Raw genomic sequence first — 12,268 nt, forward strand, 5'->3', positions numbered from 1 at the left:
CTGCGTTCGTGCGCCCGCGGGTCATGGGTGCCGGATCCCCATCCGGCACCGCGCTCGGCGACACGGTCGTCGCCGGCTTACGCCAGAAACGGCAAAGTGATTCTGGTCAATCCATCACAAAAAGCAAGGCGCCGGAGCGTCGCCCGGCGCCCGCATCAGGCGCGTGCGAACAGCGCCGGCAGGGCATCCGGATCGACGTTGCCGCCCGACAGCACGACGCCGACGCGCTGGCCGGCGAACAGCGGGCCGTGCTTCAGCGCGGCGGCCAGGGCTACGGCCGACGACGGCTCGACGATCTGCTTGGTCCGCTGCCAGAACAGGCGCATCGCCGCGACCGTGTCGACGTCGTCAACCGTCAGCACCTGCGCGCCGTGGTCGCGGAGCATGCGGAAATTGATCTCGCCCAGCGTGCCGCGCAGGCCGTCGCAGACGGTGTCGGGGGTGAAGTCGGTGACGCGCTCGCCCTTGGCCAGCGACGCGAAGGTTTCGGCGGCGCCCGCCGGTTCGGCCAGGTAGAGCCGGGTTCCGGGCGAACGCGCGGCGACGCTCAGCGCGGTGCCCGAGGCGAGGCCGCCGCCGCCCACCGGCACGACGATCGCGTCGAAGCGCTCCGGCGTGCACAGCAGTTCCAGCGCGGCCGTGCCCTGGCCGGCGATCACGCGCGGATCGGTGTAGGGGTGCACGAGTTCGGCGCCGAGCTGCGCCTGCAACTCGGCGGTGCGGGCTTCGCGGGCGGCGATGGTCGGCGCGCACCGGTGCAGCGTCGCGCCATAGGCCTCGATGGCGGCGAGCTTCGCCGCGACTGCGCCTTCCGGCACGACGACGTGGCAGGCGACGCCGCGCGTGCGTGCCGCCAGCGCCAGCGCCGCGCCGTGGTTGCCCGACGAATGCGTGACCACGCCGCGCGCGGCGGTGGCCTCGTCGAGCGACCAGATCGCGTTGCATGCGCCGCGGAACTTGAAGGCGCCCGCGCGCTGGAGGTGTTCGGCCTTGAGGTGCAGTTCGCAGCCGGCCAGCGCGTCGAGCGTGCGCGAACGCAGCACGGGCGTCGCGTGTGCGTGCGGCGCGATGCGCGCGGCGGCGGCGAGGACGCCTTCGAAGGTGGGCGTCACGTGGGCGATGTCGTTCATGGGAGGATGGTAGGACCTAAGGGGTTTTCGCAGGCGAAGGCGCGCGCGCGTTGAGCAGGCTCACCGCGGCCGAGCCGGCGACGACCAGCCCCGCGCCGAGCCAGCCCAGCGGCGTGATGCGTTCGGGCGCCAGCCACTGCGGCCACAGTGCGTGCACGGCCGTCGCCGCGGCGATGCACAGCAGCGGCGTGGTCGCGAGGATCGCCGACACGCGCGAGGCCTCCCAGTGCGCGAGCGCTTCGGCGAAGGCGCCGTACGCACCGATCGTGTTGAAGGCGCAGTAGGCGAGCAGCGCCCAGTGCAGCCCGTCGAGGCGCAACAGCTGCGCCGGATGCGCGAACGGCAGCAGCGCGAGGCTCGCGAAGACGTAGATGAACCACAGGATCTGCATCGACCCCAGCCGCACCAGCAGCTGCTTCTGCAGCAGCGCGTAGATCGCCCACACGATGGCGCCGACGATCACCAGCGCCGACCCGAGCACGTAACCGGGCGCCTTCGCGCTCGCGGCGAGCTGGTCGGCGAAGAACAGCGCCATGCCGGCCACCAGCAGCGCCAGGCCCAGCCATTGCGCGGCGCGGAACCGCTCGCCGAACACCCAGATACCGCCCAGCGCCATCAGCAGCGGCGCGAGCTGGATCAGCAGCTGTGCGTTCGCCGGCGTGGTGTGCTGCACGCCCAGCAGGTAGAAGACGTAGTTGCCCACCAGCATCAGCGCGGCGACGAACAACATCGTCCAGCCTCGGCCATGCAGTGCGCGATAGCCGCCCAGTCGGCCGCGCATCCCGAGCCACGCGCCGGTGACCAGCGCCGCGACGAGGAAGCGGAACCAGGTCAGCGTGATCGGATCGAGCACCTGCAGCACCAGCTTCAACGCGATCGGCAGCGTGGCCCAGCATGCGGCGGTGATCAGGGTGAGCGTCAGCCCCAGCCGCCACTGGCCGGAGGCGCGATGCAGGTTCATTGGCGCGTCCGTCGCGAAGGGCGTGACATGCTGTCATCGCGCGAAACGCCCGGCAATGCACGGCTTGCGCGGTCGCGCGCCACTACGCTGAACGCCGTCGTCGCCTTCATCCCGGCGCCGGAAAAATTAAGGCCGAGTTCAAAGCCCCGGCCGGAAGCTGGCGGCACACCCCGGGGGGTTCCGAACATGATCCGCAAACTCATCCTGCCTGCGCTGGCCGCCACGATGCTGGCCGGCTGCGTCACCGGCTACACCTACCGCGGCGCGGCCGGGGGTGGCGACTACTACCACGGCCAGCCTTCGGTCGAATACCGCTACTACGGCGGTTACGGCGGCTATTACGGCTATCCCTACGGTTACGGCGGCTACGGCTATTACGGCTATCCGTACCGGTACGGGTACTACGGTTATCCGTACGCGTACCCGCGCTATCCGGTGTACCGCTACCCATATCGCTACGACCGCCACCCGGGGCAGCACTGGAACGGCAATGGCCGTCCGGGCCAGCACTGGAATGGCAACGACCGTCCTCCGGGCCAGCACTGGAACGGCAATCGACCGCCGGGCCAGGGCTGGTCGGGCAACGGTCCGCGCCCGGGCGTGGGCGGTCCGCGGCCGGATGGCCAGGGCCCGGGAAACAGCGGTCCGCGCCCGGGTCGCCCGGGCAATGTCGGCCCGCGTCCGACCCAGCCCCGTGCCGATGCCGAGCCGCGTCGCTACTCGCCGCCGCCTCGCCAGCGGCCCACGAACGCCAACCGCGGGGTCCAGCAGCACGAGCCGTGACCGCGTTGCCAAGGTCTCGCGCGCAGTCACATTTTTTCGCTTGCGCTCGGGGCCGACTGACGGCAATCTGCGGTCATTGACCGATTACGTCACTCTTGGACGTAATGAGTGAAAGTCGGCCCCAGGCCGAATGCTCCATGTCGGCGCTCGATGAGGAACCACGGATCCCCCCTGTTCCGTCCCCATCGAGCGTCGGCGCCCATCCCGGCGGGCGTCACGGCCCGCCAGAAACGCAAAAGGCGCCCTCGCGGCGCCTTTTGTGTGTCCGGGGTCTCCCGGCGAGCAAATAAAAAGGGGGCCGAACGTCCCCCGACATTCGGCCCCCGTGCTTCCCCTGCGAGCGCTTGACCAGCCCCTGTTCCAATTCCGGCCGGCGCCTAGCGCCTGCCCCGCTGGGTGCAGAGACTATGTCGCAGGAACCGTGCCAAGTTTCACCTGCCGTTCATTCTCGACGGCGGACGAGGCCGGGCTGACCTAGAATTCCCGCCCCGGGCGCCCGTCCGGACTCCGATCGACCCAAGCCCAATGAGCCAGAACTTCTACCAATACGACGTGATCGTGGTCGGCGGCGGCCATGCCGGCACCGAAGCCGCGCTCGCCTCGGCCCGCGCCGGCGCACGCACGCTGCTGCTCACGCATTCGGTGGAAACCGTGGGCGCGATGAGCTGCAACCCGGCCATCGGCGGCATCGGCAAGGGCCATCTGGTCAAGGAAATCGACGCCCTCGGCGGCGTCATGGCGAAGGCCGCCGATGCCGCGGGCATCCAGTGGCGCCGACTTAACGCGAGCAAGGGCCCTGCCGTGCGCGCGACGCGCTGCCAGGCCGACCGCGCGCTGTATCGCGCCTACATCCGCCGCGCCGTGGAAGCCCAGCCGAACCTGACGATGTTCCAGGCAGCGGTGGACGACATCGCGTTCGACCAGGGCAAGGTCACCGGCGTCGTCACCCAGACCGGCCTGCGCTTCGACGCGCCCGCCGTCGTGCTCACCGCCGGAACGTTCCTCGCCGGCAAGGTGCACGTCGGCCAGACGACCTACGCCGCCGGCCGCGCCGGCGATCCCCCTGCCGTCGCGCTGGCGCACAAGCTGCGCGAAGGCCCGTTCGTGGTCGACCGCCTCAAGACCGGCACGCCGCCGCGTATCGACGGCCGCACGCTCGACTATTCGGTGATGGAGGAACAGCCCGGCGACGATCCGCGCCCGGTGATGTCCTTCATGGGCACCACGGCCGACCACCCGCGCCAGGTGTCGTGCTGGATCACGCACACCAGCGAGCGCACGCACGAGATCATCCGCGGCGCGCTCGACCGTTCGCCGCTGTACACCGGGCAGATCGAGGGCATCGGCCCGCGCTACTGCCCGTCGATCGAGGACAAGGTCGTGCGCTTCGCCGAAAAGGCGAGCCACCAGATCTTCGTCGAGCCCGAAGGCCTCGAGGTCATCGAGATCTACCCGAACGGCATTTCGACCTCGCTGCCGTTCGACGTGCAGCTGGACCTTGTGCGCTCGATCCGCGGTTTCGAGAACGCGCACATCACGCGCCCGGGCTACGCGATCGAATACGACTTCTTCGATCCGCGCGGCCTGAAGACCACGCTGGAGACCAAGTCCGTCGGTGGCCTGTTCTTCGCCGGCCAGATCAACGGCACCACCGGCTACGAAGAGGCCGCCGCGCAGGGCCTGCTCGCCGGCGTCAATGCGGCGCGTTTCGTGCGCGGGCTGGACGGCTGGAGTCCGCGTCGCGACGAGGCCTACCTCGGCGTGCTGGTTGACGACCTGACCACGCACGGAACCAGCGAGCCGTACCGCATGTTCACCTCGCGTGCCGAATACCGCCTGCAGCTGCGTGAGGACAACGCCGACCTGCGCCTGACGCCGGTGGGACGCGAACTCGGGCTGGTCGACGACGCGCGCTGGTCGCGCTTCGACGCCAAGCGCGAGGCGATCGCGCGCGAGAACGCGCGCCTTTCCGCCCTCTGGACCGCACCGAACAACGCGCTCGGTCGCGAGGCGATGGACGTGCTGGGCATCGAGATCAGCCGAGAAACCAGCGCGCTCGATCTGCTCAAGCGCCCGGAGCTCGACTACGCCAAGCTGATGGCCGTGCCGTCGCTGGGCCCGTCAGTCGACGATGGCGCGGTCGCCGAACAGGTCGAGATCGGCGTGAAGTACGCCGGTTACCTCGATCGCCAGCGCGAGGAGATCGCGCGCCAGCAGCGGCATGAGGCCACGGCCATCCCCGACGGTTTCGATTACGCCGCGGTGCGTGGGTTGTCGGCCGAAGTGCAGCAGAAGCTCGAACGCGTCCGCCCGCAGACCGTCGGCCAGGCGCAGCGCATCCCCGGCATGACGCCGGCGGCGATCTCGCTGCTGCTGGTGCATCTCACGCGCTCGCGCCGGAGCCGGGTGGCGTAGACGACGGTCAGCGTCCTGCCGATCGCCGCGACCACGGTACGGGCAGGTACAAGACGAAGAGGGCGAAGTACGCCAAGCGGCTCGACCATGTTTCCCGGCAGGGAGGCGGAAGTCGTGTGTCCGGATCGTCCGCCAGGACAGCGAAGGCACCCAGGTCGAGTTCGCGAACAAGCACGCGCGCCTCGTCGAACTGTTCCGTCGCGACCCGTACCTTCACGCCGCCCAAGGCAAGGCGCCAGTCCCAGTTCATCAGCACGCTGTGCTCGTCGGCGAGCCACGCGACGATGCCTTCGGCCTCAAGCCGGCCGCGTACGATGTGCGCCAGGAGCGGATCGGGATAGGCGGCGACGGTCCGGTACATTGCGTGTGTCTTCCCTGGTGAGCGAGCGATGACCCGAACCACGTGTCCAGTATGGCTGCTCCTTGGCGTGCTCGCCGCCTGCAGTCCCTCGGCGCCACCACAGCCCGCGGCACAGTCAGTCGTGCACGAACGGCCTTCGGCTGCGACTGCCAGCGCCTGGCCGCTGCCGCCCATCGCGGCCCCCGCCGCCCAGCCCGATCTCATCCGTGCACCCGATGGCAGCCTGCTGCTGTCGTGGATCGAACACGGCGATGCGGCGCGTGGCGAAGTCGCACACACGCTGAAGTTCGCGCGGTTCTCGAACGGCGCGTGGAGCGAGCCGCGCGAGATCGCGCGCGGTGGCGACTGGTTCGTCAACTGGGCCGACACGCCGCACATCGCGGCCACGCGCGACGGCGCGCTCTGGGCGCACTGGCTGCGCAAGTCGGCCAATGCGAAGTACGCCTACGACGTCGTGCTGGCGCGCTCCAGCGATGGCGGCGCGACGTGGTCCAAACCGGCGCCCGTCAACACCGACGGCACGCCGACCGAACACGGCTTCGTCTCGCTGTGGCCGGTCGGCGAAAACCGCATCGGCGTGGCGTGGCTGGATGGACGCAACACCGGCGGCGGCGATCATTCGGCGCACCGCGGCCATGCATCCGCCGGCGCGAAGCATGAACCCGGCGCGATGACGCTGCGCACGGCGGTGTTCGACGCATCGCTCGCGCGCGCCGACGAACGCGAACTCGACGCGATGACCTGCGATTGCTGCCAGACCGATGCCGCGCTCACCGCGCGCGGTCCACTGCTGGTGTATCGCGGCCGCACGCCGACGGAAGTGCGCGACATCCACGCGGTGCGAAGCGATGGCACGCAATGGCAGGCGTCCGCGCGCGTGCACGCCGACGACTGGACGATGCCGGCATGCCCGGTCAATGGTCCCGCCGTCGCGACGCACGACGCGAACGCCACCATCGCCTGGTACACCGCGGCCGGCGACACGCCAACGGTGAAACTCGCACGCAGCGTCGATGCGGGCGCGTCGTTCGCCGCGCCCGTCGTGCTCGAACGCGGGATGGCGGTGCAGGGACGCGTCGACACGGCGCTCGATCAACACGCCGCGTGGGCGCTGTGGATGGACGAGGATGCGAACGGCCAGACGCTGCGGTTCGTTCGCTTCGCGCCGGACCTGTCGCGCGAACTGCAGCGCGGCGATGTCGCGAAGTTGCAGGGCAAGGGCCGCGGCACCGGCATGCCGAAGATCGCGCTGGCCGACGGCACGGCGTTCGTCGTCTGGACCGACGTCATCGATGGCAAGCCGTCTCTGCACGGCGCGCGTTACGCGGCGGCGCCGTGAACGCGCCGCTGCACGGCGGTTGTCATTGCGGGCGCATCGCGTTCGACATGACGCTGTCGAAACCGGCGTCGGATCACACGCCGCGCGCCTGCGATTGCAGTTTCTGCCGCAAGCACGGCGCGGCGTGGTTGTCGGACCCACACGGCGCGCTGCGCGTGCGACTGCGCGGCGAGCCGACGGTCTATCGGCAGGGCTCGGCGCAGGCGGAGTTCATCGCGTGCGCGCACTGCGCGGTGCTTGCATTCGTGCGTCATGAACACGAAGGTCGCGTGCATGTGGCGGTGAACGTGCGCGCGCTGGATGGCGCGGTGTCGTTCGCCGGTGAGCAGTCGGCCTCGCCGCAGAAGCTGGCGCCGGACGAAAAGCGCGAGCGGTGGACGACGCTGTGGTTTGCGGATGTGCGGATCGTTGATGCGGATGACTGACTAGCCACAATCAATCGTCGTCATCCCGGCGAAGGCCGGGACCCAGGCCGTCACCCTTCGAACTCTGGTTCGTCATTCCGAACGAAAGCTGGAATCCATCTGCTTTCCGTAGCTTCGCAGGAGTGGCAGCAACACCGCAGCGCTGTCCCGGAATCAACGCTCGACGCTGCCACTCCGTTGCCCCTCACCCCAACCCCTCTCAGCTCTGCACTCCCTTCGGTCGCCGACGGGAGAGGGGCTCAAGGCGTTGCTGTCGTCGCGACCGTAGCGTAGCTATCGCGTCACTCGGCAACCCGCGCCGATCAGCCCTACGCACCCGCCTCCATCGCAAACAACTGTAGATCCTGCGAACCCATCCGGACCGTATCGCGAAAGGTGAGGCCGATGCGTTCAAGCACCTTCACCGACGCTGCATTCCCCGGCGAGACGATCGCCAGCAAACGCGGCAGCGCCAGCGTGCGCATCGCGTGGTCGCGCACGGCGGTGCAGGCTTCCACGGCGTAGCCCTTCGACCAGTGGCGCGGCAGGAACGCGTAACCGATGTCGGCGTCGGGCAGCGTGTCGCGGCGGACGATGCCGGCCATGCCGAGCGGCTCGCCGGTTTCCTTCGACACCACCAGCCACAGGCCGTAGCCGTTTCGCGCGTAGCTCGCACGCGGGTTGGTCTCGATGTAGTTCACGGCGGACGGCAGGTCGTGCACGCCGCGATCGCCGATGTTGGCGAGGAACGACGGATCGCTGTGCAGTTCCAGGATGAACGGCGCGTCCGCCGCTTCGATCTCGCGCAGTACGAGGCGTTGCGTTTCCAGCACCTGCATCGGTGTTTCCCTTCAGGACGTTTCGTCGAACGGTGACGATCCCGCATCCGCGCCCGCAAGTCGAGAGCGCGGCGCGCGGCCGCGCTTACTTTTCCTTGCGCCAGTTGAGCGAGGCGCGGCTTTCGATCGTGCTCGATTCCACCTGCGCGTCGAAGCCCTTGCGCAGCAGGTACTTCAGCATCAGCACCTGGCCGGTACCGAGCAACGACACGCCGTAGCCGACGTACAAACGCGGCGAGATGTGCTTGCCGAAGCCGAGCACGCTGCCGCCCAGGGTGCGACTGTCGCTGACACCGGCGTCGTCGAGGCCGAGCTTCGCGCCCAGCTGCGAGGCGATCAGGCTGCCGCCGGCCGACAGCGCGGCGCTGGCGGCGTTCACCTGGCGGCTCTCGTCGCTGCTCGCACTGGCGAGCGGGCGGCCGAGCGTCAGGTAGGCCAGCGCTTCGGACTGCGACGTCGCCGGGTCGGTCCACGCCGTCGCGGTGGGCGCACTCGCGCGGCCGCGGATGTCGACGCCGGCGGTGATGTCGCCGATCACGCGTTCGGCGCGGACGTTGAGGATCGGATCGGACACCGGCCCGCCCGACCACGACAGCTCGCCGCGCGTGATGTCCAGCTTCTGCCCGTACGCCTTGTAGCGGCCGCGCACCTGCAGCTGGCCGCTGGCGGTCATCTCGCGGCCCGGGTGCGAGCGCACGCGCATGCGCCCGCCGAGGCCGCCTTCCAGGCCGAAGCCGTTGAGCTGCACGTCGTCGCCGAGCACCAGCGTCAGGTCGAGATCCAGCGGCGAGGCAGCGCTGGCTTCCGGGTTCACCGGATCGAGCACCACGACGTCCGGCGAGGCGGAGACGCCCTGGTCCAGGCGCTCCAGGTCGATGTTCGCCGACGGGATGGTGACGGTGCCGGTCACGGTGATCGGCTGTCCGGCGGCGTATCGCACCTGCACGTCGGGACTCGCGACGGCGTGCAGGTCGCGCGTGTCGGAGACGAGCACGTTCTGGCCCCTGGCCGTGAGCAGCAGCGGCGCGCTCGTGTTCTGCCAGTTGAGCGTGCCGTCCACGCGCAGGGTGCCTTCGCCGGAGCGGATCTGTCCGGCGATGCGTGCGGTGCCGTCGGGCAGGGCATCCAGGCGCACGTCGCCGTCTTCCAGCACGATGGCCAATGACGGGATTTCGGTACTGAACTTCGTCAGCCGCGCCTGTCCGCCGAGCTGCGGGCGCGCGCGCGTGCCGCCGAGCGTGATCCGCGCATCGAGCGTGCCCTTCGGATCCATGATGTCGGGCGAGAACAGCTCCAGCCAGACGAGCTCGGACGTGTTGGCCGATATCTGGCCCGAGAGCGGCGCGTAGTCGTCCCACCCCGTCGCGATGCGCGCGTCGATGCGTCCGCCGCTGTTGAACGCTGTGCCGAGTTCGGCGTTGATGCGGCGCGGATCGAACGTCGCCTTGAGCACGAGGTTCTCGTAGCTGAGCACTTCGCGACGCGAACGCTCGCTGTTCTTCATGCCGCCGCCGCTCGAACGCACGTTGAGCTGGCCGCTCCACGCGTTGCCGACCGGGCGCAGCGTGCCGTCGAGTGCGATCTCGCCGCGCAGCAGCCACGGACGGCCGTCCTCGCGCTCGGGCAGGTACGGCACGGCGAGGCTGAGCGGCAATCCGTCGCCCTTCACCGCAAGTCCGCGGCGCGGCCAGTCGGCGTTCGCACACAACGAGCCGCCACCGCTGGAGACGAAACAGCTGTTGCTCAGCGAACCGTTGCGCCCGTCCCAGCTGAAACGCGCCGCTTCGTTGAGGCGCCACGACGCGCCGCGCACGGGCACGAACTGGAAGGCCGACAGCGCGCCCTGCCACGCGTTGCCGCGCCTGGCGACGTTGCCGGCCAGCGTCAGCGCGCCGATGTCGCCCTTCGCGTCGCCCTGCACCTGCAGTGCTTCCACGGCGCCGCGCGCGTTCAACGAGACCGACGAGAGCGGCAGACCAACGTCGAGCCCCGTCGCGCGCACGGCAATGTCGCCGCTGCCGCGCTGCCACGGCAGGCGACCCTTCGCGGTGAGCGTCTGCGCCTGATAGTCGCCGTACTTCAATCCGCTGCCGGTGAGGTCGACCGTGATGTCCGGCGCCGCGCGCGGGCCGCGAATCTGCGCGGTGCCGCGCAACGTGCCCGCGCCGCCGGGCAACAGATCCGACAGCACCAGCGGCGTCAGCTTCGCGTCGATGTCGAGCGCGTTGCCGACGGTGCCCTTCGCGTCGATGCGACTGCCGCCTAGCGTGAGCGCCACATCACCCTGGTACGTCGTTTCGCCGCCGGCCGTGCCCGCGCCGCGCATCGCGAAGTTCGCGTTGCCGCCGAGCGGGCGGTTGCGCAGGCGCCCGCCGAGGTTGCTCGCGGTCGCGCTGATGTCGAGCCCGCCGTCGGCGCGCGTGCTGCCCTGCGTGACGAGCTTGCCGTTGATCGAACCCTTGAAGTCCGGCGCGAAGTAACCCGGATCGAAGCCCGCCAGCGTCGCGTCGATGTTCCAGCCCAGCGACGGCGCCCATGCCACTTCGCCGTGGCCGTCTAGCGTGCCGGTGGGCATGCGCGCCTGCAGCGTCTTGAGCGTCATGCGCTCGTCGTTGCCGCGGCCGTCGAAGGTGACGGTCGCTTCGGTGCCATCGCGGCGCAGCGTCGCGTTGCCGATCGCCGCCCATGCCTTCATCGTGCCCGCGAAGCCGAGGTCCGCATCGACGCCGATCGCGACCGCCTCGGTCTGCGCGGCCGGCGCGGGCGCGGTGACCTTCTGCAGCTTGCGCGCGCTGACGCTGGCGGGCGGATTCGTGGCGGCGGGAGCGGGCGCCGGCGTGGTCGTCGTTTCGCCGCCGAAGGTGAGGCCGCGCACGTTCGCGGCGAAACGGAACTTCGCGTTCTCCGCGTCGGTGAAGTCCGCCGTGCCGCGCAGCGTCGCGTTGCCTTCGAAGATGCGCAGCGCGAGCGGCTGCACGTCGAGCACCTGGTTCTCCAGGCGCACCTTCGAGGGCAGCACCGTGGCGACGAGGTCGCCCTGGCGGAACTCGCCGCGCAGGTCGGCCGCGCCGCCCATGCCGTCAGCGCTGAAACTGAAGACCAGCGGACGGTCGTCCTCGCTCGCTTCCGCGCCGGTGAGCAGGCCGATGTCGAGGCCTTCGGCATCCGCGTCGAGGCGCCACTTCGGCTCGTCGCGACCATGCAGCGTCAGGCTCGCGCGCAGCGGTTGCGGCACGTGCCCGGCGACGGCGACGTTCATGCGCGACAGATCGCCGCGCGCGACCAGCCCGATGCGCACCGGCGTACGGCCGTCGGCGGCGGGCAGCACGGCGCTCGCGGTGAGGTCGGTGCGGTAGTCGTCACGCGGCACGTAATCGCCGTGCACGTTGAAGCGGCCGCGATCGCTGTCGACGAACAGGTGCTCGACATGCAGCTCGCCCTGGCGCGCATCCAGTCCGCCGCGCAGCGTGCGCACGTCGATCAGCTTCTCGCCCGCCTGCGTGAGCAGGAATCCGTCGACGCGCACGTCGTCGGCCTGCAGTTCCAGCGGCGGCGCGATCTCCGGCAACACCTCGGGCCAGCGCGGCAGTTCGAACGGTTCGTCGGACTTGGGGATCTCAAGCTTCGCGTTCGCGATCTGCAATGCGTCCAGCCGCAGCCGCTTGCGGAACAGCGGGCGCAGCGCGGGATCCAGGTGCACGCGGTCGGCGGTGAACACCATGCGGTCGTAGGTGAAACGCACGCCGTTCATCGTCAGCGGGCCCGACAGTGGGCCTTCGACGCTGCGCCAGGAGAGCGTCGCGTTTTCCGGCAGGCGCGAGACGATCTGCGCCAGCAGCAGGTCGCGACCGCCGATGCTGGTGAGCAGCCAGTACAGGAACACGCCGGCGGCCAGCGCGATCGCGACGGACAGGATGCCCGCGCGTATCGCCAGCCAGCGCATGCGCGCGAAGCGGCGCGCGCGCAGTTCGGCGATGCGCGCCTCGCGCGGATCCTTCGGGGTTTCGCTGACGGGAGTGGGCTGGCTCATGGGCGC

The 12,268-nt window shown here is 70.0% G+C and carries 9 protein-coding genes; 4 read left to right on the forward strand and 5 right to left on the reverse strand.

Going from position 1 to position 12,268, the window contains the following annotated elements; all coding sequences use genetic code 11:
- Positions 1-155: 155 nt before the first annotated feature.
- Both ABIE51_RS01190 and ABIE51_RS01195 read right to left on the reverse strand, forming a co-directional pair.
- The gene (locus ABIE51_RS01190) at positions 156-1,130 is read right to left on the reverse strand and encodes a pyridoxal-phosphate dependent enzyme (RefSeq protein WP_192631927.1); all 975 of its coding nucleotides are present in this window, start codon (positions 1,128-1,130) and stop codon (positions 156-158) included.
- 16 nt (positions 1,131-1,146) lie between these two features.
- A complete protein-coding gene (locus ABIE51_RS01195; RefSeq protein WP_354503160.1) occupies positions 1,147-2,091 on the reverse strand; it encodes a DMT family transporter in 945 nt (314 codons plus the stop codon).
- 186 nt (positions 2,092-2,277) lie between these two features.
- Here ABIE51_RS01195 and ABIE51_RS01200 point away from each other — a divergent pair, with 186 nt between their 5' ends.
- Complete coding sequence (locus ABIE51_RS01200) at positions 2,278-2,874, forward strand: hypothetical protein (protein WP_192631928.1); 597 nt, start codon at positions 2,278-2,280, stop codon at positions 2,872-2,874.
- Between the two features lie 525 nt (positions 2,875-3,399).
- A complete protein-coding gene (gene mnmG / locus ABIE51_RS01205) occupies positions 3,400-5,289 on the forward strand; it encodes a tRNA uridine-5-carboxymethylaminomethyl(34) synthesis enzyme MnmG (RefSeq protein WP_192631929.1) in 1,890 nt (629 codons plus the stop codon).
- Between the two features lie 7 nt (positions 5,290-5,296).
- Here the strand turns inward: mnmG and ABIE51_RS01210 are convergent, their stop codons facing one another.
- Positions 5,297-5,650, reverse strand: coding sequence for a putative signal transducing protein (locus ABIE51_RS01210; protein WP_192631930.1), 354 nt, complete (start codon positions 5,648-5,650; stop codon positions 5,297-5,299).
- A gap of 121 nt (positions 5,651-5,771) precedes the next feature.
- Here ABIE51_RS01210 and ABIE51_RS01215 point away from each other — a divergent pair, with 121 nt between their 5' ends.
- Both ABIE51_RS01215 and ABIE51_RS01220 read left to right on the forward strand, forming a co-directional pair.
- Positions 5,772-6,989, forward strand: a complete 1,218-nt coding sequence (locus ABIE51_RS01215) for a sialidase family protein (protein WP_192631931.1) — start codon at positions 5,772-5,774, stop codon at positions 6,987-6,989.
- A complete protein-coding gene (locus ABIE51_RS01220) occupies positions 6,986-7,414 on the forward strand; it encodes a GFA family protein (RefSeq protein WP_354503164.1) in 429 nt (142 codons plus the stop codon). Before ABIE51_RS01215 ends, ABIE51_RS01220 begins: the two co-directional genes overlap by 4 nt.
- A 308-nt stretch (positions 7,415-7,722) precedes the next feature.
- Here ABIE51_RS01220 and ABIE51_RS01225 read toward each other — a convergent pair whose 3' ends face one another.
- Positions 7,723-8,232 carry a GNAT family N-acetyltransferase gene (locus ABIE51_RS01225; protein WP_192631932.1) on the reverse strand — a complete coding sequence of 170 codons (510 nt, stop codon included), beginning with the start codon at positions 8,230-8,232 and terminating at the stop codon, positions 7,723-7,725.
- Positions 8,233-8,317: 85 nt separating this feature from the next.
- Positions 8,318-12,262, reverse strand: coding sequence for a translocation/assembly module TamB domain-containing protein (locus ABIE51_RS01230; RefSeq protein WP_192631933.1), 3,945 nt, complete (start codon positions 12,260-12,262; stop codon positions 8,318-8,320).
- Positions 12,263-12,268: the final 6 nt, after the last annotated feature.

The organism is Lysobacter sp. OAE881, from assembly GCF_040546665.1.
Taxonomy (GTDB): domain Bacteria; phylum Pseudomonadota; class Gammaproteobacteria; order Xanthomonadales; family Xanthomonadaceae; genus Lysobacter_J; species Lysobacter_J soli.

Coding starts and splice junctions, on each gene's coding strand:
- ABIE51_RS01200 (WP_192631928.1), top strand. CDS start 2,278: ATGATCCGCAAACTCATCCTGCCTGCGCTGGCCGCCACGATGCTGGCC.
- ABIE51_RS01210 (WP_192631930.1), bottom strand. CDS start 5,650: ATGTACCGGACCGTCGCCGCCTATCCCGATCCGCTCCTGGCGCACATC.
- ABIE51_RS01190 (WP_192631927.1), bottom strand. CDS start 1,130: ATGAACGACATCGCCCACGTGACGCCCACCTTCGAAGGCGTCCTCGCC.
- ABIE51_RS01225 (WP_192631932.1), bottom strand. CDS start 8,232: ATGCAGGTGCTGGAAACGCAACGCCTCGTACTGCGCGAGATCGAAGCG.
- mnmG (WP_192631929.1), top strand. CDS start 3,400: ATGAGCCAGAACTTCTACCAATACGACGTGATCGTGGTCGGCGGCGGC.
- ABIE51_RS01195 (WP_354503160.1), bottom strand. CDS start 2,091: ATGAACCTGCATCGCGCCTCCGGCCAGTGGCGGCTGGGGCTGACGCTC.
- ABIE51_RS01230 (WP_192631933.1), bottom strand. CDS start 12,262: ATGAGCCAGCCCACTCCCGTCAGCGAAACCCCGAAGGATCCGCGCGAG.